The following is a 22,669-nucleotide window of genomic DNA, read 5'->3' as shown; positions in this document are numbered from 1 at the left end:
CACTCATGGAAAAAGCCCCCATCACCAAACTTCAGCAAGATTTGTTCAATCAAGTGGTCAGCAAGCTCAAAGCCGACGACGCAAAAATCGGCGCCAGCCTGAATGAATCGTCATTAGCCAACCAGTTCCAAGTATCGAGAACTCCGATGCGCGCCGTACTCAGCTACATGTCTGCCTTAGGCATCGCTAAAGCTGTGCCCAATAAGGGATTCACGTTGCAGATCGATGCTCACTCCATTCAAACCAACGAGAATGCCGACAATAAAGCATCTCGTCAGGAGAAACTGTATCTTAGGTTGCTGATGGATCTCTTCTTTGGGGAGATCGCCACGGCGTTTTCAGAAAAGGAGCTTCAAGAGCGCTACAACGCCAATCGAGGCGAGATACAATGCGTACTCCGCTTGCTCGAAAATGATGGCATTTTGCGCCGAAGCCCCGGCTATAAGTGGCACCTCGACGGCGTTCTCAATACGCTGGAAAGGCACACCGAAAGCTACCGATGTCGGCTGATTTTCGAACCCGCAGGCTTGCTCGAGCCAAGTTGGTCAGCCGATCTCAATGCGTTACAGCAGTGTCGCGAGCGCCATCTGCAAGCGATTCAACAGCCAGACACCGTCAATGCCAGCGATTTGTTCAACCTAAGCGCGGACTTTCATGAGCTGCTCGCCGCCTGTTCAGGCAACCGTTTTTTACTGGGCAATATGCAGCAGCATAATCGCATGCGCAAAGCCACCGACCTCGTCTCTATGCACATCCAATCGTCGGTCATTAAATCTTGCCAACGCCGGATTGAGATCCTCGATCTGGTGCTTGAGAGCAAAAACAAAGAGGCGGCAAAAAAACTCACTCAGCTGCTAGAAAATGATATTCGCGTCATGCAGCGCACCTACAGCAATGTTATCCATCTCTCTCTGTCGGAGCGGGAAAAGCTGGTCAATAGCATCGCCAACACCATCTAACTCGTTTGGTCGTGCGCCAACTTAAACCTGCATGCCCCTTAGCTTAAGTCACTTAGCTGAGGGGATAATGTCTTAACACGAGGCTCCCCTTCTAGTTCCTCCCTACTCGCCCCTTGTCCCTCTCACCTAATCCCTCGTTCTTCGTCGCTCTCTCCTCTCCCTAAAAAACCCCATCGTCATCAGCGTTATTGAGTTAAAAGAAAATAATTCGCATTTGCATATTGTATTTTCACAACAAAAATACAATAATAACAATTCTCATTTACGATCAATAACAAGCCTTCGCGCGCTCAAACCGTGGATTTGTGCCGCTTTATAATGGATAAACTTAGAGAAAATAATGACAGCAAGTAAAGGGAAGTTCCCTCTATCAACCATGGCACTTGCGATTATCGCCGCAAGTACTGCATTGACTGCCCAAGCACAAGAAACCTCAACCAACGACAAAATGGTGGTGGTTTCAAGCCGCACTCCAAAAGCGATCAGCGACATTCCTGGTACGGTTTGGTATATCGAGTCCGACAAAATTGAACAGGAATACCGCGGTGGCAAGACCCTTGGCGATATTCTGGCTTCGGCAATTCCATCTCTGGACGTTAGCAGTGGCGCTCGCACCAACCTAGGCCAAAACCTCCGTGGGCGTAAGATGCTGGTAATGATAGATGGCGTTTCTCTGCAATCTTCACGTTCGATCAGTCGTCATCTTGATTCCATTGATCCGTTCAACGTTGATCGTATCGAAGTGTTGTCGGGGTCCACATCCATCTATGGCGCTGGCGCATCGGGTGGTGTCATCAACATCATCACCAAAAAAGCGCGCAGCGAAGAGCTTGAGTTTGAATCGTATGTGGGCGGGACTTCTGGCTTTAACTCCAGCGAAGATTTTGACTACAAAGTGGCTCAGTCTGTCTCTGGTGGCAATGAAAAAGTTCAAGCACGCACCTCTGTGGTTTACACCGAAACACAAGGTTTCTTCGATGCCAGCGGTACCATTGTGACACCGGATATCTCACAAGGCTCACTGCAGTTTAACCAGACGGTCGATTTCTTAACCACGGTTAGCGTTGATGTATCTGAGACGCAAAAGCTGAACTTTCTAGCGCAATACTATGATAGCCAGCAAGACTCGCCATATGGCTTGTACATTGTCGGCAGAGACTTTGTGGATGTGCGCAAAGGCTTTGAATCTGACCGTGAACACGGCACCAAGCGCATGATGCTGAGCGCCTCTTATGCTGATGAACAATTTCTTGGCCAGCAGCTCATCGCAGAAGCCTCATACCGCAAAGAAGACCAAACTTACACGCCTTATTACCAATCTTCTGGCCAACAGATTACCGATGTGATCTCGCTAAAAGCGGCACTGGCGAAAAGCTTCGACAAGCTAAATATTGTCTATGGCATCGATGCCTACCAAGACAAGCTCGACAGCAACCAAGCGCTTTACGACTCTACCATCGCGAACAACTCTGGCAATTTGGTGAACAAAACTTACGCCCAAGTGGGCCGTTACCCAGGCGTGGAAGTAAGTTCGGTGGCGGCTTTTGCTCAAGTCGATTACGCCATCACCGACGATTGGCGCGTTGAAGGTGGTGTTCGCTATCAATACATGTTGAACAAGATCGATGACTTCGTGGGTTACAACCAACAGAAGAAGATCGCCGCAGGCAATGGCACCTCAGCCGATGCGGTACCCGGTGGAGAAACGGATTACAGCGTTGCGCTGTTCAACTTGGGGACGATCTACCACCTCAACCGCGACTCGCAAGTTTGGGCAAACTTCTCGCAAGGTTTTGATCTTGCCGATCCAGCCAAGTACTACGGTCAGGGGAATTACACGCTGGTTGGTGATCATTGGCAACTGAACGATAGCATCAATGTCAATCAATCAAAAATGTCAGGGATTAAGACCAACAGCGTCGAGTTGGGTTACCGCCTAGAGAGTGGCGATGTGAATCTGCAAACTGCGGCGTACTACTCGCAATCCGATAAGAACATTAAGTACAACAAGAGCACCTTGCTGATTGAAGAAATCGAAGACAAGAAACGAGTCTACGGTTTAGAAGCGATGCTCTCTTACTGGGTTCATGACAACATTCAGTTGGGTGCTTCTGGTCACTATGTGGTTTCTGAAGTGAAAGGGGACAAGGGCTGGGAAGATTACGATGCGGGTTACGCCAGCACGTCGAAAGCCAATGCTTGGGCAGGCTGGAGCGATGCCGACCTCAACATTAAACTGCAAAGCCAAACCATGTTTGACTACGAAGATGCCTCCAACAACAAGCTCAACGGCTACACCCTGTTTGATCTTGTGGGCAGCTATCAGCTTCCGGTCGGTAGCTTAGGTTTCGGCATTCAGAACCTGTTGGATAAAGAGTACACCACCGCTTGGGGTCAACGCGCGCAGCTGATTTACTCAGCGCACTATGAGTCCGCCGCTTACGACTACAAAGGCCGTGGCCGTACATACACGCTCAACTACCAAGTGAAGTTCTAAGACATGTCGGTTTTAGGTTTAAAGATGGAACCGCTCTCGATGGGCGGTTTTTTGTCTCCGCCGCCGCGAAATATCTGCAGGATTAACCTACCGAAACAGATTACGCTTAACTCAACGCTTGTTCAGAAATGCCAAGAACCTTGATGCTTCGACGTTGTTCAAAAATCCCTCTCCCCTCACAAAATTTACAGTGTAAAAAAGGGCACTGTTTCCAGTGCCCGACTAATACCAAATTAGGGGGAAGTATTAGTAAAGTGAAACGGTAATTACAGTTTACCTTCGCTGCCACACATGCGGATTTTATCCATCACCACGCGTTTCATCGCCGCTTTACCTGGGGTGATGTACTTTCTTGGATCATTTGCATCTGGGTGTTCGGCGAAGTGCCCTTTGACCGCATCAGCAAAAGCAATTTTCAGCTCAGTCGCCACATTCACTTTGCATACACCAAGCTCAATACAACGGCGAACCATCTCATCTGGCACACCAGAGGCACCGTGTAAAACCAATGGAATGTCGACCACCGAACGGATTTTTTCCAAACGGGCGAAGTCGAGTTTTGGCTCCGCTTTGTAGAGACCGTGTGCGGTGCCAATCGCCACTGCCAATGAATCAATGCCAGTGCGACGAACAAACTCGGCGGCAGAGGCAGGATCCGTCATCAACGCATCGGCGCTGTCGACAATCAAATCGTCTTCTTGGCCACCCAAGCGGCCCAACTCAGCTTCGACACTGGCGTCGAAACGGTTGCAGTACTGCACCACTGAGCGAACAATGTCGATGTTCTGGTCAAACGCATGGTGTGAACCATCAATCATCACCGAGCGAATGCCGTGCTCCACTTTGTTGCGGATGTCTTGCAAATCTTCATGGTGATCCAAATGCAGCACCAAAGGAATCGAATGCTTGTGCGCAGCTTCTTTACAAATGCTGATCAAGTAATCGGTACCCGCGTAATCGTAAGTCCCTGGTGTGCCAGCTAAAATCACCGGCGACCCCATTTCCGATGCGGTTTCGACCACCACTTGCACCGTTTCAAGGTTATGAATATTGAAGGCAGGAACCGCATAGCCACCAAGTTGCGCGCGTTTTAACATTTCGCGAGAAGAAATCAGATACATAAAGCCTCCTGACGAGGGGAAACCACGGCGTCAAACACCAGACGGCCATTCACCCACGTTTTATCAATTGAGAAATCGGAACCTAAAGCCACCATTGAAGCGCGTTTGCCGACTTCTAATGTGCCTAGTCGATGTTGAATGCCTAACGATTTGGCGGGCGTGTGTGACGCCATCAACCACGCTTGCTCAAACGGCAAATTGAGCCAGCGTTGAATATTTTTTACCCCTTCAATCAGGGTTAATGTGCTGCCCGCGAGACCACCATCTTGAGTCGTGACCACGCCTTGTTTCATCTCCACCTGATACTCACCCAAGGTGTATTGACCATCGGGCATGCCTGTAGCGCACATGGCATCGGTAATTAAGGTCATGCGTGAGCCACAGCAGCGGTGCGCGACTTCGATCGCTGCGGGATGCACATGATGACCATCGGCGATCATCTCGACATAGCACTCAGGGTGAAGTAACCCCGCCCCGACCACTCCGGGGTCGCGATGGTGTAAACCTCTCATGCCGTTGTAACAATGGACGATGCCCTTTGCACCCGCGTCCAGCGCGAGTTTGACCTGTTGATAGCTGGCGTCGGTATGGCCCAACATGACGCTAATGCCTTGGCTGGCTAAGTAGCGAATCGCCGCCGTAGCCCCCTCTTTTTCCGGCGCGAGTGCCACTTTAAACAGTTGGTTGTCGCTGTAGGAGATCCAGTTATCTAGCTCTTCCACCGCCAACTCACGGAACCATTGCGTTGGGTGTGCGCCTTTGTTCTTCTCGGTGAAATAAGGCCCTTCTAAATACGCACCGAGGATCTCGGCACCCTCAACGCCTTGCTGCTTGCTTTTCGCCACTTGCGCTAGTGCCGCGCGAATCTTGGCCACTGGCGCGGTGACTGTGGTGGCCACAAAAGCGGTGACACCTAAGCTGGCGAAGTATCGCGACATGGTGTTTAAACTGGCATGTGTTGCGTCCATCACATCGCACCCTTGACTGCCATGGACATGACTGTCGATCAAGCCGGGCATTAGGCTCACAGCACCTAAATCGGTCACTGTGCGATGTTGTTGCGGGTCATATGCCGCTATCGCGCTGATGTTGCCTTGCGAATCCACACTGAGCACGGCGTCTTGCAACCAGTGATCACCGTGTAGAATTCGCTGAGCGCGATAGTGTTGTTGTTCAGATGCCATCTTCTTCTACCACTGCACTCGGTTGTGTGGCGGCTTGTTGCGCTTTGAGCGCCATTTCCGCGGCTAAAGAGGTGATGCCACGATGACCACATTCCACCGCCATCTCACGAAACGCGGTTAAGGTCAGTTCGTCGCGCTCAAGCAACATTTCGGCGGCCATTTGCATGTTGGTGCCCGTCACGACTTCGATGTCATCGCGCTCTTGGCTCAGCAAGGAAGCGGTACGAAATGGTGTGCCGCCCAATAAATCGGTGAGAAAAACAATGCCATCACCGCTGTCGATTTCCTCAATCGCTTGGCGCATAGCCACTTCCAACTGAGGCGTGGTCATCTGCTCTGGGAAATCGAGGAATCGAAACTGCTCTTGCTCGCCAATCACTTGTGCAATGGCTTGAGCGATGCCAGAGGCAAACCCGCCGTGACCCGATAAAATTACCGCTATCATATTTGGTTCCTTCTTGGGGCTGGCGTACCAGCCCCGTTTTTACTGCGTTATCTTTCGTTGTTGTTGCGATGTATCCGCGCTTATAGGAAGCCCATAAAGCGGCCCACGACACCCAATGTCACCGTGATGGCAATCAGTTTGAGTGGGCTCCAACCACGTTTCACCAATGCGTACATTGCCAAGGTGTAAAGTAGTGGTAAGAAGGCCGGCATTAGCTTGTCGATCACATCGGCTTGCAGTTTCACCACTGCGTCACCGGCGGTAATTTCTGCGGTGGTAGAGAGGCGAACATAAGTGGCCACCAGCGCACCAATCACCGTCATACCGACCACGGAAGCGGCATGCCCCACCTTCTTGGTGTTGGCTTTGATCATCGGAATCGCCGCCACACCCATGCGGTAGGCGTAGTGCGCCAAACCGAAGCGCAAACCAAAATGCACCACGTTAAACAAGACGAAGAAGAACACCGCACCCATGATGGAGCCTTGTAGCGCAAGGTCCGCGCCGATACCGCCACAAATCGGCAGCAGGGTTAACCAGAACATCGCATCGCCGATCCCGCCCATTGGCGCACCCACGGCAATTTTGGTGCTCTGGATACTGTTGATGTTTTGTTTTGAACGCTCCATCGCCAGTACGATGCCCATCACGAAGGTGACGAGGAATGGGTGGGTGTTAAAGAAGCCCATGTGCCCTTGCATCGCTTTGGAGAGATCGGCCTTGTTGGTGTGAATTTTCTTCAACGCTGGCAACAAGCCGTAAAGCCAACCAGACGCTTGCATACGTTCAAAGTTGAACGAGGCTTGCAGTAGCAAAGAGCGCCACGCCATGCGGTTGATGTCTGCTTTCGTCAACTCAGCGCCAATCTCTTTGTTCTCATATTCGTCCGCCGCCACACCGGGAGCCGGTCTTACGTCTGGATTAACGTTGTCCAGATCCATTTGTTTGATTACGTTAGATTCCATCTTCAAGATCCTCAGCAGGGGCAGTCACAGGAGTCGGTTCTGATTTGCGCATAAAGTCGATAATCGCCATGGCCGTGGCCGCAGAAGCGATCGCCAAGATAGGCAGCTCAAGCCAAGCGGCAGCAACAAAACCTAAGATGAAGTAAGGGATGTAGGCATTCTTCATCATGATTTTCATCAGTACCGCAAAACCGATAGCGGGCATGATGCCACCTGCCACACCCAAGCCATCAATCAGCTCTTTTGGTAGGGCAGAAACCATGGTGCCTGCGTGTTCTGCACCAAGATAGATAGGTAGAAACGCGCACAGGAAGTAGAAGGTGCCAAGCACAGCAAGCGCGAAGTAGTTAACACGTTCAATGCCATCGGTGTCGGCGTTTTGTGCGTATTCGTCACACTTCGACATCACGGCCGACATCGCAGAGAAGAGCAACGTGATGCCCATTTGCACCGCAACGGCGAACGGTACCGCCACGCCAACAGCCACGTTCGGTTCCACTTTGGTGGTGATGGCAAAAGTGGTGCCCACAATCGTACCGATGATCACGTTTGGTGGCTGAGCACCCGCTAAAGGCGCCAAGCCCATCCAGATCAGTTCTAGCGTACCGCCCACCAAAATACCGGTTTGCAGATCACCCAAGATCAGACCAACGAGAGGACCCAAAACCACAGGTCGGTGGAAGTGAGTCAAGCCATTGAAGAGGTCAAGACCGGCCAAAAAGGCAAGTATGCCTAGCAACAATGCCTGTAAGAGTCCTATTTCCATGATAGATGTCCTTTTATCAGAGTAGAGTAAAGAGATCGGTCGCACTTTCTGTTGGGACGCCCTGAATAGAGCAGCGCACGCCTAGTGCTTTTAGTTGTTGAAAATCCGCCACGTCTTCGGCATCGACCGAAACCGTTTTAGAAATCTGTTTTTTACCGTCGGCGTAATGCATGTTGCCAACGTTGATGTTTTGGATCGGCACGCCTCCTTCCACCAACTGGCGAAAATCTTTCGGCGTACGGCACACCAACAAAATACGTTGGCGATCGGCCGCTTTGTGGATGGTGTCGATGGTTTTCTGCACCGTCCAAAAACGGATGGCAATGCCATCGGCTAACACCATCTCCATCAGGTTCTGTTGAATGGTGTCTTGAGCAACGTCATCGTTCACCACCACTACGATATTGGCATCAGCGAACCCGACCCATTGCACGCCGACTTGGCCGTGGACTAAACGTTCATCAATACGACTGAGTACGATATTTGGCATGTTCAATTTCCTTATAGATTCGAGGTGAATGGTTGTGGACGATTGGTGTGAAACGGGTAAATGGTGACCCCTTGAACCACGCGGTTCACTTCCCCTGTCGGGCATGGGTTGTCAGGGCCAAAGCCAAGCTGGAGCGATTTTTCAAACGCCAACATTTGGCAAAATAGGATGTATGGGAAACAGAGCCAGCGGTCGCCAAGGCCGATCTGCCCTAACTCGAAGACGTGTTCCTCACTCAACGGTTTTTCCGTTAAGGCCACGTGGCGCAGGGCTTGGTTGTCGCGGCGAATTTCGCGCAGCAGATCCAAGTCGTACTGGCGGGTGTAGTCATCACTGGACAGCAGTTGAACCACCAGCGCTTTGTCGTTAATGGTGAATTTTGGCCCATGGCGGAAACCCAGTGAGGAATCAAATGCGGTCATCACTTTGCCTGCGCTCAATTCGAGAGATTTGAGCGATGCTTCGCGCGCCAAACCCGCAAAACCGCCACTGCCAAGTACGATGAGCCTTTCATAAGGCAGCGTGGCCAGCTGTTTGACCGCTTCTGGCCATTGCGTCAATTTGCTTTCGCACAACGCCGCCGTGGCGAAAATGGCCTCTGCTGAGAATTCACCAAGCAGGGCGAACGTCGACATCAACATGCAGCTAAAGCTCGATGTCATGGCAAAGCTCTTGTCATTTGAGCCCTCAGGCATCAACACACACAACGCATTGCTGGCTTGCTGAGCATAGCGAGAGAGTGCGCCTTCGCCGTTGCAGGTCAAAAACAGGTGGTAAGCCTCGTCGACTAACTGATCAACCAGCTCAACGGCCGCCACGCTCTCTGGGCTGTTACCAGAGCGTGCATAAGACACTAGTAACGTCGGGCGAGTGGGATCCAAATATTGTTCAGGGTTGGAAACCAAATCCGTCGTTGGGATCGACGCCACTTGAAAACGCAGATCGGCTTGAATAAACGGCAGCGCCGCATCCCCGACGAACGCAGACGTGCCCGCGCCCGTCAAAATAATGCGTAGATCCTGGCGTGCCAGCAGCGGTGCAAGAAACGCTTCAATGCTTGGCGCTTGCTGCTGCAGAATCTCCGCCAATGCACGCCAAAGCGCGGGCTGATGGCTGATCTCTTGCGCGGTATGAATGCCGTTGTGCGCTTCAAGCCAAGTGGATGAATAGCCTAAAAAAGTCGTCATTAGATGGTCTCCTTGCATACCGCTGCATTGTGGTAACACGCGTCGGAATAGAGCTGCGTGACCTCCATAATTTTGTGAATGATGATGTCAGCGGGATGGTTACAAATCTGGTTCTGGGCAATCGCTCGTGCCTGCGCTGGCAAATATTGGCTCAGCAGCGTTGTTGGCAGAGGCTGGGAAATAAGGTGCGTAAACATCGCTTGTTGCGCCGCTTGCACAGCTGGGTGTGTCCAGTAGTAGCGAATGCGGTCGCTCAAGCTGTAATTGCAATCAAGAAACTGTTGATGGCCTTGGCTTTGATAATGAGAACGCCAATAGTTGGGCTGCTCATGCATTACTTGTTCAATGGTGTCACGTAGGTGTGAGGCTTGATGAACACCCAGCCACTCTTTTTCAGCGCGATCGAGCGCAAATAGCGCTTCACGCAACGCAAACGTTAATGCTGGGCCCACTTTCAAAATCGCAAAGTGATCACGAACAAGCTCATGATAAGCCACCGGATTTTGGTAATCGGTTGAGTGCGCTTCAAACACCAAATGCGGCTGAGTGTCGATAAGCTGGCTCAGGGCTTGTGCTTTATCACTTTGGTAGTGATGCACATGGTGGTGATCAAACTCCACCCCTGGCTGCACCACCAAACCAATCACGCGAGGCCACACGTAACCCAAGCCTAAATCACTGAACGCTTGGTGATGCGCGTCCAGCGTCGCCAAAGCTTGCCCTGGTTTGGTCACTTGCAACTCGTGTTCTTGCAGCGATTCCAACGCGCCGCCCGGGGTTGGCACTTCCGTCCCCACGACATACAAAGGCGCTTCGCCACCACGCGCTTGCCATGCTTGCTCAGCAACTAAACAGAGCTGCGCAGCGCGCTCGGCCATCACTTGCTCACTGAGGGGAATGGCATCGCCTTCACACGCCATGGAGCAATCGAGATGAATTTTGTTAAAACCCGCCATCACGTAATCGTGAATCAGTTGCGTGGAGTACTCCATCGCTTGTCTTGCAGGTAGATGCTGCCAACAGTTTGGGCCAAGGTGGTCTCCCCCCAGCACCAAACGCGTTTTCGGAAAATTCAAACGCTCCGCTAAGGTCATTACGTAGTCGGCAAACACTTGTGGTGTCATCCCGGTGTAGCCGCCAAACTGGTTTACTTGGTTTGAGGTTGCTTCAATCAGCACCAACTGACCATCACGCGCCGCTTGTTTTATCGCCGCTTCCAACACCAAAGGATGCGCGGAACACACCGAGTAAATTCCCTTCGCGTGGCCTTGTTTGTGTTGCTGAATTAAAGAAAGTAGCGTTTTCATGTTTGGTCCTAGTTCAACTTACGGTTTGGCGCCATTTGGTCGGCGAGAATCACTGCAACCCCCATCGCAAGAAGCGCTTCATGGGTGGCATGAGGAATGTGGCTGTCCGTCACCAACACATCGATTTGGTTGGCAGCGCGGATCATGCAAAAGCTTTTGCGGCCAAATTTGCTCGAGTCGGTCACCGCAATAACTTGTCTCGCCACATCGCACATCGCGCGGTTCACTTGCGCTTCGTGGTTGTCCGGCGTGGTAATGCCCGCTTGCAAATCAAAGCCATCCACGCCTAAAAACAATTTGTCGAACAGGTAAGTGCGGATCTGCTGCTCACCGTGATGCCCTGTCAGCGAGCATGAAGCACGGCGCAGACTGCCGCCAATGACGTGCAATTCCACATTGTCGTTGTGACTCAGTTGGTAGGCGGTGTTGAGGGCGTTGGTCATCACCACCAATTTTTTCTGGGTAAGGTGCTGAGGCATCAAAGCGATGGTGGAGCCGGAGTCCAAAATGATCGCCTCGCCATCCCCAATCAGTTGCGCGGCGGCATAAGCAATCATCTGTTTGATATCGCGATTGATTTGATCTTTGCGATAAAGCGGCTGGTCGAAAGCAAAGTTGGGATTGAGGTTGGCACCACCATAACAGCGGAAAACGCATCCCTCTTTTTCCAAGAGATTGAGATCATGACGAATGGTGACCGCCGACACATTAAACGCCAAAGCAAAATCGTCGACTTTGCCACTGCCGTGTTGTCGGATGTGAGACATAATTCGTTGTCTACGCTCTGCACTGGTCATCACTTACTCGCCTTTCGTTACCTTTCATTTGCCATCAGAAAGCTTTCGCTCTCTTTTCGTTGTTATTAAAACAGGGCTAAAAAATGAAAAGTGAAAGGGAGATCACAGTGGATAACCTTTCGTTTTCAAGTCAAAAAACCTTTCGATTCACACAAAGTGAAAGACTTTACTTTCACTCAAACGGCAGAAAAACCCACCAAACGTAAGGAAAATAAGAAAAACGGAGAAATGAAAGTGAAAGAGAGAGGGTTGGTCAAAATAGCAGCAGGATTTCACATCGCGACCTGCGTAAGATCACACTTTGTGAAATTGAGAGAAAAATAAACCTGCTTTACAGCAGGTCTACAAGGCGAACATCCACCCCCATTTCGGTGAGTTCTCGGTGGTAATCTTCGGGGATGCCACTGTCGGTGATCAGCATATCCAGTTGCTCTGGGCGAGCAATGAGACAAAAACTTTGCCGATCAAATTTGCTTGAATCGGTAACCGCAATAACCATTTGTGCAGCCTCAACCATTCTGCGGTTAATGCTGGCTTCGCCAGAATGCGGCGTTGTCACCCCCGCCAGTTTGTCAAAACCATCAACCCCTAAGAACAGTTTGTTGAAGCGAAATTGCCCCAGCAATGCCTCACCCGATTCGCCATGCAAGGAATAGGAGTTTTTGCGCATTAAACCGCCCGTGACAATCACTTCGATGTTGTCACGGTTAGCTAAGTGGTAGGCAATGTTGATGGCATTGGTCATCACTTTTAGGTGCTGTTTTTCCGTTAAATGGAAAGCGATTTGCTCCGTGGTTGAACCGGAATCCAAAATCAAGGTATCGCCATCTTCCACCAGAGAAGCGGCGTATTGGCCTAACAAGCTTTTGATGTCTTGATTGATCTGTTTTTTATCCTGAAGCGGCTTATCAAAGGCGAATTGGGCGTTGATCATCGCCCCACCATAGCAGCGCGTAACACAACCTTTTTTCTCTAAGATATTGAGATCATTACGAATCGTCACTTCAGAAACCTGATACTTCACCGCAAAGTCGTTCACCGAACCACTTTGATGTTGCTGAATATGTTTAAGAATCGCGTCGCGGCGCTCGTTGGATGTCATACGTTTCATTTGGCAATTTTGTAAATATGGCCGCAGTTTAGCAGTTGTTGGTCATGGTCAAAAGAATGCATACCATCTGGGTTTGCGTTCAGTCACTTTTTGCTGCACTTTGTATCACCAAACAATAAATGCCCTACGCACATCGGCAACCGCACCATGTAGAAACCCCTTTGGCGTGGCCAACAGCAGAGGCCACATTTTCTGTGAATTTTCCAAACTGTTTTTACGCACGCTTGGAACAGGTCAAGCAAGTAGCATTGAATCCACTCAAAAGTAAAAACGCCCACCGAAGTGAGCGTCTTTGATATTCGAGTGTGTTTGGCTTAGCCAATCATGCGTTCGCTGCTTGCAACAATTTCATTCAACGCAATGGTTTGAGCGCGTTTAAAGAAGTTAAAATCGGTCGCCGTTGCACTGGTGTAGGCACCCATGGTACGGCCAATCACCAAATCACCGTTGTTCAATTTTGGCAGCAGAATGTTTTCTGCAATCACATCCACGCTGTCGCACGTTGGGCCAGAAAGCACACTTGGGATCAGCTCGCCACCTTGTTTGATGGTGGTGAGCGGATAACGCGCATCGTCAAACATCAAGCCACTGAACGAGCCATAAATACCGTCATCCAAGTAGTACCAGATTTGCCCTTCACGCTCTGCTTGACCCATCACTGAAGCCACACTGGTCACCGCAGGTGCACAGATAAAGCGACCCGGTTCAGCCAAAACGTGGACCGTTTCTGGCAACAAGCTTAGCGCTTCATTAATTGGCGCGCAGAACTGATCAATCGGCATCACTTGCTGAGTGTAGTTCACAGGGAAGCCACCACCAATATCGAGTGTGCTCAACGCTGGTAAGCCGCGTTCAACCACCTGTTCCATCACATGACGACAAGTGTGGATCGCTTCAACATACTTGTTTGGGTTAGTGGTTTGTGAGCCCACATGGAACGACAAACCTTTGATGCGAATATTCCACTCTTTCGCCGTTTCGATGATCACTAATGCCTGCTCTGGTGAACAACCAAACTTCTTCGACAAATCGGCAAACGCTTCAGAGTTACGGAAGCTCAAACGCACCAGCAATTCCACTTCATCGCGATAAGCTTTGAATTTCTCTAGCTCATTCAAGTTATCCACCACAAACACGTTGCAGCCGTAAGCCAGTGCATCGCGGATGTCGGCATCACGCTTGATTGGGTGAGTATGGATAGTGAGTTCTGCTGGCACGCCTTCAGAGGCGACCAACTCAACTTCACCTGTTGTTGCAAGGTCAAAACTGGCGCCTTCCGCCAACAGAGTACGAACCACCACAGGGTGTGGCAGCGGTTTCAATGCGTAGTGCAGGGTCACATTTGGCAGAGCGTTTTTCAAAGCGCGGTACTGCTGACGAATCACATCGCAGTCCAATAACAATAGTGGCGCACCAAATTGCTCAACCGACGCTTCGATCAAATGGATTTCTTCTGCGCTTAGCACTGGTGAAGTTAGTGAATGAATATCAGAAATAGATTGTGAATGTGCCATAGCAAACCTCCAAAGTAATGGGGCACTTTTCATACATAAGAGATGAGTGGGTATGAAAAGTGGAGCGTCAATAAAAGCGCTGGTGCGCCGTCAAAGTCACTCTTGGATAGTTGCTCTATCGCCTTGCCACATAAACAGCTGTGATGTACTCGGATTGGCTATCATCAAGAAGCGATGCGATAGTAAGGTCATAATTTACTCAGCGCAATAAAAAATGCCCTGAGAAAGGTAACAATTTTTTGTTGTCAGGATTACATCTTGCAATGGATAAATATTTATATAATTTGCTTATATATTTAATTTGGCGTGTTTAGAGGAATTGAAGTGGCCCACCAACTTTAGAAATAGGTTTTGTGCTCACCGAACATCACTTGAGCCAAACGGGTGAATCGGTAAAAATCAGTGTTTGGTCGATGCACAAGATGGGCACCTAACGAGATGACAATGGATCTAAACTTACTGAAAACCTTTGATGTGGTGATGAAAACGCGCAGCGTAAACGAAGCGGCAGAGACGCTTGGCATTACCGCACCAGCGGTCAGCCACGCCCTGAATCGCTTGCGCGAGCAGTACCAAGATCCGCTCTTTATTCGCCAAGGTAGGGGCATTACGCCAACGAATTTTGCTATTGAGCTGCATGCTGAAATCCAAGAGCCACTTAGCCTGCTGCTTAACGGCGCGAAATCCCGTCAGCAGTTTAATCCTGACACCAGCCATCGCACTTTTCGTCTCTCCAGTCATAAAGACATCGATTTAATGCTGCTGCCTCCCTTGATCGATCACCTCACGCAGCACGCTCCAAACGTCAAGCTCTGTACCGATGTCGAACATTTAGACGAGCGCGATCGCCAAGCGGATTTGCGTACCCGCAAAGTGGACATGATTCTCGCCACAGTGCCGTTTGATGAACACGGGTATCACAACGAGTTGTTGTTCGAACTGCCTTTGGTGATGGTGTGCCGACAAGATCATCCACGCATTCAAAACGCCATCACTCATCAACAGTTTTTTGCCGAGCAGCACTTATTGTGGGAAACCAAAAGGCAAAACCAAGACATCGTGGACTCACTGGCGCTGGAGCCACAACCACAGAGAAACATCGCCTATAAAACGGGTTCCAGCTGCAACGCCATCATGATGGCAGCACAAACCGATTGGATCTGCGTTACTGGCCAATGGCATGCCGATTTGATGGCCAAAGCGCACCAACTGCAGGTAATGCCGCTGCCCTTTAAGCTAAATAAGTTGCCTATCTACATGACATGGCACCATAGCCAACAACAAGATTCGGGACATCAATGGCTTAAGAGCGCCCTGATGCAAGTAACCGCGACATTTCGTGAACGAAACTGAAGGCTAAAGCCAAAATGGATTAAATAAAACTAAATTTACTTTTCAGGTTTAGTCTATCGATTGTTTAATCCGCACTCATTAATCTCTCCTTAACGACGGTCGCTCAACGCGCCGCTATAAGAGAGAGATAAACAATGAAACTTCAAAAATCGATTGTATCGCTAGCGATTATCGCCACTCTATCCCCAGCGCTGACGTTCGCAGCCCCAACCAGCAGTGAGCCTAAACAAGCGTCTTCATTCACCATCGAGAAAAATAACCAACTCAAAAGCTACCTCGACTTCGCCAATCAAAGTGATTTTGAAGATGCCTCGCGCGGCTACATTGCCACGTGGCCAGAAAAAACCATCAAAGACGCCAAAGGCAATGTGATTTGGGACTTCAGCAAATACGACTTTGTTGAACAAGAGAAGAACATTCAAACCGTCAACCCTTCACTGCTGCGCCAAGCAAAACTGAACAACATCGATGGCTTGTTTAAAGTGAAAGAGGGCATTTACCAAGTGCGCGGTTTTGATCTCTCGGTGATGACCTTTATCCGTGGTGACAAAGGTTGGGTCGTGATCGACCCACTCATTTCACCAGAAACCGCAGCGGCTGGCCTGAAATTGCTGCGTGACAAAGTGGAAGATGCGCCAGTAACCGGTGTGATTTTCACCCACTCACACGTTGACCACTTTGGTGGCATCCTTGGCATCACCAGCCAAGAAGATATTGATGCTGGTAAAGTCGATATTCTTGCACCAGAGGGCTTCTTCTCTCACTCGATTGCCGAGAACTTAATGGCAGGCAACACCATGTCGCGTCGCGCTTCTTACATGTATGGCAACTTGCTTGAAGCGAGTAGCCAAGGGCAAGTGGACGGCGGTTTGGGTAAAACCACCTCATCCGGTGCGCCAGGCATCGTGAAACCAACGCACATTGCCAATATCACCGGGCAAAAAATGGCGGTCGATGGCGTGGAGCTGGAAGTGATCATGGCGCAAGAATCCGAAGCTCCCTCGGAATTTATGTTCTACTTCCCACAATACAAAACCATGATGGCGGCGGAAGTGATGACGCACACTATCCACAACATCTCGACACTGCGTGGGGCGAAAACGCGTGATGCTTCTTCTTGGGCTGAGTACGTTGACCAAGCGCTAAAAACCTACGGTGATAAGGCCGATACCATGATCGCCTCTCACCACTGGCCAACCTTTGGCAAAGAGAAGATCCAAACTCAGCTTGAGAAAACCCGCGACATGTACAAGTTTGTCCATGACCAAACTCTGCGTCTTGCCAATAAAGGCTATACGCCAAATGAGATTTCAGCAGAAATTACCCTGCCAGATTCGCTGGGCAAAGAGTGGTACAACCGCGGTTACTACGGCACGGTCTCGCACAATGCTCGCGCGACGTACGACTTCTACTTTGGTGCATGGTGGGATGGCAACCCAGCGAACTTGAACCCGCTGACACCAAGTGAACAAGGCGCAAAATACGTTGAAGCGATGGGCGGGGAAGAGAAAGTGATAGAACTGGCTGAGCAAGCAGTGAAAAACGGTGAATACCGCTGGGCGGTGACACTGCTTAACAACGTGACCTTCTCCAACCCAGACAATATGGACGCACGCTACTTAGAAGCGGACGCGATGGAGCAGTTGGGTTATCAGGCAGAATCTGGCCCTTGGCGTAACTACTATCTTGGTGGCGCGAAAGAGCTGCGCCAAGGCATCAAACCAGTCGCAACGCCAGACACGGCCGCGATTGCCAAGAACATGCCGTTTGATCAGTTCATGAAGTACCTCGGCGTGACGGTAAAACCTGACGCGGCGAATGGCCTCAATATCAAAGTGAACATCAATGTCAAAGGTGATGGTCAATACTCGATGGAACTGAGCAATTCGGTATTGAAATCCTACTCTGGCACGCAGTTCGAAAAGGCCGATTTAACCATCACCTTAACCCGCCAAGCGTTTGAGAAAATGCTGACCAAGCAAGCGACACTGCAAGATCAGGTCAAAGCAGGCTCATTCAAGGTCTCTGACCAGGCACAGTTCCAAACGCTGATGTCGGTCTTTGATAAGTTCGACATGTGGTTCGGTGTGGTAACACCATAAAGGTATCCCCACCCTACCGACAAAGCCCGCGAGTCACATCGTGGGCTTTTTTGTTGTTCTTAGTCATCCTTCGGCAAGGAGTCTCACCACGGATTTACAGCTTGCTCATGTTGATCTTTTTTCCAAGATACACAACGTCTACATCGGCATAGCCCAGTCGAACGGCTTCAAACTGTTGGCTCATCTTCAGGGCATGCTCTGCATCTTGTGCTAAGACGGCCACCAAGTAGGTCGGACGAATCACGTCCGTGTTTATCGCTTGCGTATTAATATAAGACGACGTCACCGTACCCACTTGATTGAATGTTATTACACGCTGGAGATCGATACCCAAAACTCTGTCTATTTCCAACGGCTCAATCCCTTCCTTCCAAGTGAAAGTCAAACCATAATTATTGTGCTCTGGCGTATTGTCTAACCACTTCGCCCCTAACAGTTGGATAGCATTAATTTTCACTAGCTCTTGTTCAAAGAAAGGTAACGTCGCCAATTCATCACGCACAGCCTGTTCGCTCTCACCTTGCATAACAAATTGCAGTATCTGAACTTTTTGTTCGCCAATTGCTGAATCACGTACAAACATATCTTTTATTTTTCCCTCTTCAATGAAACGGCTAAACGCAGCTCGTTGTTCCGGAAATTGGGATAGAACTTGTGAGAAATCTTGCGTATTCCATTTGAGTTCAACGCCATAATCATACGCGTAAGCGCTGTTTAATCCTGCCAATAGCATGGTGGTTAGCAAAACAAATTTAGTGATAATTTTCATAACTTTACTCTCTATTTTATATTGTTATTACCAACGCGAACGATACGTTCGGTGGCAGCTTTGACATGTTGCTTGCGCCGTTTTTAGTCCTTTTTCGGCCAAGTCAACATCGTGGCTCTGGCTGGCTTTCAGCACGATGGCATAACCTTCGCGCATCTCAGAGAGCAGCTGTTCAAACTTCCCTGGATTACGCCAAATGCTCTCTTTTGCCTTACTGCCTTGATGACTATTCGCCACAAAAGTGGCTGGCAACAACTCGCTGTTAGCCACCAAACGCTCGCTCACTGCCAATAATCCTTGCCAATCGACATCTCGCTCATTGAGTTGTCTTTTGGCCGCTTTGGTGTCGTTTTCGATCGTTTTGAAAGCCTGTTGTCTCATTTCGATAGATGATTCCACATCTCCAACACTGCTTTGCTCGGCACTGACGGTGACAGCGGTCAGTGTCAGAGTGAGTGCAATACCAACGGTTTTTTTCACATTTTTAAAACTCACGTTCTTCTCCTTGATGATCCTCAATACATTCGATGAAACTTAATTTACACAACAACTGTTGCATGCGCAACAGTTGTTGTGTAAATTAACGTCAATATCAATCACAGCGGAAATCAACACGATGAAAAAAGTTACAGTTTGGGATCTTGGAACACGCCTATACCATTGGCTTCAAGCGGCCATTTTCATTGGACTTATGGCCACAGGAACTCGCGGAGAAGGACCTCATCTTCAACTTGGGCTAATTCTCTTTACGCTGTTGCTGTGGCGAATCTGCTGGGGATTTGTGGGCAGTGATACCAGCCGATTCAGTCATTTTGTTACCCGTCCACGCAAGGTAATTCTCTATTTGCTTGGCAAACACGAAAGTACCATTGGCCATAACCCACTGGGCGCGTTGATGGTGATCTCTTTGCTTTCAATACTGATGATTCAATGCCTGACAGGAATGATCATGAGTGGCCTAATCGATGGGTTTACGGTAATTGGACTTACTCTGCCAGAAAACATTTACGACATAGCAGCGCTGATTCATCACCAATTAGCAAACCTTTTGCCTCTGCTCATTGCTGTGCATGTGGCAGCCATCATGGTGTACAAGCTAATGGGGAAACCGATGTTACTGGTGATGCTGACTGGGAAGCAGCACTCTGACACGACCTCTCAACCCGTTTTGTCGAGCAACTTCAAAGCCATACTAGTGCTTATCAGTGCAATATTAGTTACCATGGCAATAGTTGCTACTTCAATGGTGTCATCATGAATCAAGAATTTAATCGCCAGTCCAGTTTTGGTTGGCTTATCAATGTCATCGCCAATCACGCGACAAAAGAGTTCGATAAACGTCTAAAAGAGCATGGGCTCACTGTGGCTCTATGGCCAACATTGATGTGTTTGTGGGAAAAAGAAGGCGTGACTCAGCGCGAAATTGCGCAAATGTCCAAAGTGGAAAGCTCCACAACCACCCGCACTCTCGACAAACTGGAAGCGCTTGGATTAGTCGAACGCCAACCCGATCCAGAGAGTCGCCGCTCATTTCGCATTTTTCTCACTGACAAAGGAAAAGCATTAAAGAGTGAAGTGATCCATCTGCCCGTTGAGGTGAATGAGTCCTTGTTATCAACGTTAGCTGATAGCGAACAGGAAGCTCTACTGAGTGCGCTACAGAAATTGGTTGATGGCATTTAACGTCTGGCCAACACCACGCAAACAGCCCGCTATAATGCGGGCTGAAGTGAATAGGTACAGTGGCTAATACACATTTATCATGCATTACACCATTCCCTTGACCGTCATCATCAAGAAACCACAAAAAGCGGCATTGTTGATCGCCAAGCTTGGGTCGACACAATCCCTCATCGCTAATATTTGCTCACGATAGCGGCAATAGAACGCATAGCTTGGATCCGGTTTGTAGATCAAATCTGGCAGCTCAAAGAAGCCGATCACGCCTTTCGCTGTAGTCGGTTTGACAAACACTTCATCCATCGGGGCATAGTAGTTGGGCAAGATCGTCATCAGTGACCACTTTGCTAGCTGCGCGGGTTTGAGCAAAGAGTGCATCATATTAAAGCCATACTCCTTATCACCATGCAGCATATCTTTCAGCGCATAGGCATAGCTTTCTCGCTCGTCATGGCTCATTCCCTTAACCCAATCACGGAGTTTAGGTTTTTCAAAAACCGACACCATGGAGGAGCGAGTGATGGTTTTCACCATATTCTCGGCCACTAACTGAGGCTGACTGAACGCTTCTGGCGCAAAGAACGCTTGCGCCTGCTGGACACGCTGTGGCATTTGGTGCTTCTTGCCGATTTTCACCATTTCGGGATGCTCAAACCCGCCCGGATAGTGAAGAAGAAACGCCTCCTCGGCGGCTTTCAAACGCTGCATATTCATCATTGTTCCTTTTTATCGCGTTAGTAACTAGATTACCGATCACCAAAATTGCGGATCGCAAAACGCCGCCACACACGTCACAGGCCCTTTTAAAACGGGCAGTGCTTCACCTGTTAGCGACTGTGCTTGCCAGCCGTGGGGAAATTGCAACGAGTACGGCGCAGCAATGGTTTGGGTATCGACGGGAACAAAACCAGCCTTGTGATAAAAATTCGGATCCCCATACGTGACGGCAACTTCAACGCCTTGCGCTTTGATCTCCTGCAAGCCGAAAGCAATTAACGCTTGTCCAATTCCTTGACCATGATAGGAAGTGGCCACCGCAACTGGAGCCATCACAAACACGGGCGTACCACAGGGGTAATGCAAGCGAGTAAACAAAATCGCGCCCACAACCGCTTCACCCTCCGCTGCGATATAGATAAAAAGATCGTCATTGTGCGTTTGCTCGATCAAATCCGACGCCAGTTGCCCAATCAACTGCCCTTCAACTTCACCTTCCGAATCGGTAAAGGTTTGGCAAAAAAGTGTTTTTATCGCTTCAATCGCGCTCTTATCTGCTAAGGTATAGTGCATCGGGGGATCCTGTGTCACAACAAACGTGCCGTCATTATAGCGGATTTCCCATCCCAAATTGGGACGCTGCACACCATACTGACAGAGATTGTCAGTGGGTTGTGACACCCTCAGCCCTCAATCACCTACTGGAGAAAATCGATGTCCAACATTGTCTACATTGCCACCAGCTTAGATGGCTATATCGCAGGACCAAACAACGATATGGACTGGCTGCATCAAGTACCCAATCCAGATGGTTCGGACTTTGGCTTTGCCGATTTTATGGCCAATATTGATGCGTTGGTGATGGGCAGAAACACCTTTGAAATGGTGCTCAGTTTTGGCGTGGAATGGCCTTACAATAAGCCAGTTTTTGTGCTGAGTAATACCTTGAAAAGTGTGCCAGAAGGCTATCAAGACAAAGTATTTTTGGTGCAAGGGGCGTTGCCAACAGTGGTTGAACAGTTACATCAACAGGGCTATCAACGCCTTTATATCGATGGCGGAAAAACGGTGCAAAGCTTTTTGGCCGAGGATTTGATTGATGAGATGATCATCACCACCATTCCTGTACTGTTAGGTGCTGGCATTCCACTGTTTGGCAGCTTACCAAAAACGTTGAATTTTAAGCATATTCATGCGCAGCGCTTAGCGGATCACATGGTGAAAAATCACTATGTGAGAGTGCGTTAATTGAAGCGTAGTCAGGGCTAAGTTAGCCCTGATAAACGTTGGGTTGCCAAATCTGCATAAAATTCTCGACTGGTTCAATCGGTGTAAAGCCGAACTGCTTATACAACCCATGAGCATCCCGCGTTGCGAGGATCATTCGCCTTAATCCTTGCAACTCTGGATGAGCAATGATCTTTTCCATCAACCACTTACTCAATCCTTGCCCTCGGTGCTGCGGCAAAATAAACACGTCCGCCAAATAGGCAAAGGTCGCTTTATCGGTGATCAAACGCGCAAATCCCACTAGCTCTCCATTGTCTTGCAACACGGCAAAGCAAAAGGCATTGTCGATCGCTTTGTGCATCGTAGCTTGGGGGATCCCTTTCGCCCAATAACTCTTTGAAATGAAGTCAAAAATCACCGAAAAATCCATCTCAGATTGATCCGTGGTTACTCGATATCCTTGCATTTTTGCTCC

The 22,669-nt window shown here is 49.4% G+C and carries 23 protein-coding genes; 7 read left to right on the top strand and 16 right to left on the bottom strand.

Features of this window, described 5'->3' with window-relative positions:
* The first annotated feature begins 5 nt into the window (after positions 1 to 5).
* Complete coding sequence (locus AOT11_RS18395) at positions 6 to 959, top strand: GntR family transcriptional regulator (RefSeq protein ID WP_026050517.1); 954 nt, start codon at positions 6 to 8, stop codon at positions 957 to 959.
* A gap of 340 nt (positions 960 to 1,299) precedes the next feature.
* Positions 1,300 to 3,456 (top strand): TonB-dependent receptor, encoded by a 2,157-nt coding sequence (locus AOT11_RS18390; protein WP_017421418.1) that lies wholly within the window; start codon positions 1,300 to 1,302, stop codon positions 3,454 to 3,456.
* A gap of 266 nt (positions 3,457 to 3,722) precedes the next feature.
* Here the strand turns inward: AOT11_RS18390 and AOT11_RS18385 are convergent, their stop codons facing one another.
* From AOT11_RS18385 to AOT11_RS18330, 11 genes are all read right to left on the bottom strand, one after another.
* Positions 3,723 to 4,577 (bottom strand): tagatose bisphosphate family class II aldolase, encoded by an 855-nt coding sequence (locus AOT11_RS18385; RefSeq protein ID WP_011081921.1) that lies wholly within the window; start codon positions 4,575 to 4,577, stop codon positions 3,723 to 3,725.
* Positions 4,568 to 5,761 carry an N-acetylglucosamine-6-phosphate deacetylase gene (gene nagA / locus AOT11_RS18380; protein ID WP_017421417.1) on the bottom strand — a complete coding sequence of 398 codons (1,194 nt, stop codon included), beginning with the start codon at positions 5,759 to 5,761 and terminating at the stop codon, positions 4,568 to 4,570. Before nagA ends, AOT11_RS18385 begins: the two co-directional genes overlap by 10 nt.
* Positions 5,751 to 6,206: a PTS galactosamine/N-acetylgalactosamine transporter subunit IIA gene (gene agaF / locus AOT11_RS18375; protein ID WP_011081923.1), complete on the bottom strand. Its 456-nt coding sequence runs from the start codon at positions 6,204 to 6,206 to the stop codon at positions 5,751 to 5,753. Before agaF ends, nagA begins: the two co-directional genes overlap by 11 nt.
* A gap of 80 nt (positions 6,207 to 6,286) precedes the next feature.
* Complete coding sequence (gene agaE / locus AOT11_RS18370) at positions 6,287 to 7,171, bottom strand: PTS N-acetylgalactosamine transporter subunit IID (protein ID WP_017421416.1); 885 nt, start codon at positions 7,169 to 7,171, stop codon at positions 6,287 to 6,289.
* Positions 7,161 to 7,937 carry a PTS N-acetylgalactosamine transporter subunit IIC gene (agaW, locus tag AOT11_RS18365; protein WP_011081925.1) on the bottom strand — a complete coding sequence of 259 codons (777 nt, stop codon included), beginning with the start codon at positions 7,935 to 7,937 and terminating at the stop codon, positions 7,161 to 7,163. The genes agaE and agaW overlap by 11 nt, the downstream gene beginning before the upstream one ends.
* Before the next feature lie 16 nt (positions 7,938 to 7,953).
* Entirely contained in the window at positions 7,954 to 8,427 is a 474-nt protein-coding gene (gene agaV / locus AOT11_RS18360) for a PTS N-acetylgalactosamine transporter subunit IIB (protein ID WP_011081926.1), read from the bottom strand.
* Between the two features lie 11 nt (positions 8,428 to 8,438).
* Entirely contained in the window at positions 8,439 to 9,614 is a 1,176-nt protein-coding gene (locus tag AOT11_RS18355; RefSeq protein ID WP_026050516.1) for an AgaS family sugar isomerase, read from the bottom strand.
* Positions 9,614 to 10,921 (bottom strand): D-tagatose-bisphosphate aldolase, class II, non-catalytic subunit, encoded by a 1,308-nt coding sequence (locus AOT11_RS18350; RefSeq protein WP_017421413.1) that lies wholly within the window; start codon positions 10,919 to 10,921, stop codon positions 9,614 to 9,616. The genes AOT11_RS18355 and AOT11_RS18350 overlap by 1 nt, the downstream gene beginning before the upstream one ends.
* Before the next feature lie 8 nt (positions 10,922 to 10,929).
* Complete coding sequence (agaR, locus tag AOT11_RS18345) at positions 10,930 to 11,718, bottom strand: transcriptional repressor AgaR (RefSeq protein ID WP_026050515.1); 789 nt, start codon at positions 11,716 to 11,718, stop codon at positions 10,930 to 10,932.
* 331 nt (positions 11,719 to 12,049) lie between these two features.
* Positions 12,050 to 12,820, bottom strand: a complete 771-nt coding sequence (gene agaR / locus AOT11_RS18335) for a transcriptional repressor AgaR (protein WP_011081930.1) — start codon at positions 12,818 to 12,820, stop codon at positions 12,050 to 12,052.
* A gap of 323 nt (positions 12,821 to 13,143) precedes the next feature.
* The gene (locus tag AOT11_RS18330; protein ID WP_038969292.1) at positions 13,144 to 14,343 is read right to left on the bottom strand and encodes a type III PLP-dependent enzyme; all 1,200 of its coding nucleotides are present in this window, start codon (positions 14,341 to 14,343) and stop codon (positions 13,144 to 13,146) included.
* Positions 14,344 to 14,787: 444 nt separating this feature from the next.
* Here AOT11_RS18330 and AOT11_RS18325 point away from each other — a divergent pair, with 444 nt between their 5' ends.
* The gene (locus AOT11_RS18325; protein WP_026050513.1) at positions 14,788 to 15,696 is read left to right on the top strand and encodes a LysR family transcriptional regulator; all 909 of its coding nucleotides are present in this window, start codon (positions 14,788 to 14,790) and stop codon (positions 15,694 to 15,696) included.
* Positions 15,697 to 15,830: 134 nt separating this feature from the next.
* Positions 15,831 to 17,798: an alkyl/aryl-sulfatase gene (locus AOT11_RS18320; protein WP_017421409.1), complete on the top strand. Its 1,968-nt coding sequence runs from the start codon at positions 15,831 to 15,833 to the stop codon at positions 17,796 to 17,798.
* A 94-nt stretch (positions 17,799 to 17,892) separates the two neighbouring features.
* On the opposite strand, the gene AOT11_RS18315 is transcribed toward AOT11_RS18320, so the two are convergent.
* Together AOT11_RS18315 and AOT11_RS18310 are read right to left on the bottom strand one after the other, a co-directional pair.
* Positions 17,893 to 18,567, bottom strand: a complete 675-nt coding sequence (locus AOT11_RS18315; protein ID WP_017421408.1) for a hypothetical protein — start codon at positions 18,565 to 18,567, stop codon at positions 17,893 to 17,895.
* Between the two features lie 27 nt (positions 18,568 to 18,594).
* Complete coding sequence (locus AOT11_RS18310; RefSeq protein WP_017421407.1) at positions 18,595 to 19,062, bottom strand: c-type cytochrome; 468 nt, start codon at positions 19,060 to 19,062, stop codon at positions 18,595 to 18,597.
* Between the two features lie 121 nt (positions 19,063 to 19,183).
* On the opposite strand from AOT11_RS18310, the gene AOT11_RS18305 reads away from it, so the two are divergent.
* Together AOT11_RS18305 and AOT11_RS18300 are read left to right on the top strand one after the other, a co-directional pair.
* Positions 19,184 to 19,825: a cytochrome b/b6 domain-containing protein gene (locus AOT11_RS18305; RefSeq protein ID WP_017421406.1), complete on the top strand. Its 642-nt coding sequence runs from the start codon at positions 19,184 to 19,186 to the stop codon at positions 19,823 to 19,825.
* Positions 19,822 to 20,250: a MarR family winged helix-turn-helix transcriptional regulator gene (locus tag AOT11_RS18300; protein ID WP_017421405.1), complete on the top strand. Its 429-nt coding sequence runs from the start codon at positions 19,822 to 19,824 to the stop codon at positions 20,248 to 20,250. Before AOT11_RS18305 ends, AOT11_RS18300 begins: the two co-directional genes overlap by 4 nt.
* A gap of 84 nt (positions 20,251 to 20,334) precedes the next feature.
* Here the strand turns inward: AOT11_RS18300 and AOT11_RS18295 are convergent, their stop codons facing one another.
* Entirely contained in the window at positions 20,335 to 20,961 is a 627-nt protein-coding gene (locus AOT11_RS18295; protein WP_017421404.1) for a hypothetical protein, read from the bottom strand.
* 39 nt (positions 20,962 to 21,000) lie between these two features.
* Entirely contained in the window at positions 21,001 to 21,645 is a 645-nt protein-coding gene (locus AOT11_RS18290; RefSeq protein ID WP_399462340.1) for a GNAT family N-acetyltransferase, read from the bottom strand.
* Between the two features lie 33 nt (positions 21,646 to 21,678).
* Here AOT11_RS18290 and AOT11_RS18285 point away from each other — a divergent pair, with 33 nt between their 5' ends.
* On the top strand, positions 21,679 to 22,212 hold the full coding sequence (locus tag AOT11_RS18285) for a dihydrofolate reductase family protein (RefSeq protein WP_017421402.1): 534 nt from the start codon (positions 21,679 to 21,681) through the stop codon (positions 22,210 to 22,212).
* Between the two features lie 22 nt (positions 22,213 to 22,234).
* Here the strand turns inward: AOT11_RS18285 and AOT11_RS18280 are convergent, their stop codons facing one another.
* Positions 22,235 to 22,660: a GNAT family N-acetyltransferase gene (locus tag AOT11_RS18280; RefSeq protein ID WP_017421401.1), complete on the bottom strand. Its 426-nt coding sequence runs from the start codon at positions 22,658 to 22,660 to the stop codon at positions 22,235 to 22,237.
* Positions 22,661 to 22,669: the final 9 nt, after the last annotated feature.

Origin of the sequence: Vibrio vulnificus NBRC 15645 = ATCC 27562, from assembly GCF_002224265.1 — a bacterium.
In the GTDB taxonomy this organism is placed as follows: domain Bacteria; phylum Pseudomonadota; class Gammaproteobacteria; order Enterobacterales; family Vibrionaceae; genus Vibrio; species Vibrio vulnificus.
The sequence above is the reverse complement of the archived record's forward strand: the minus strand, read 5'-3'. Positions and strand labels throughout refer to the sequence as shown.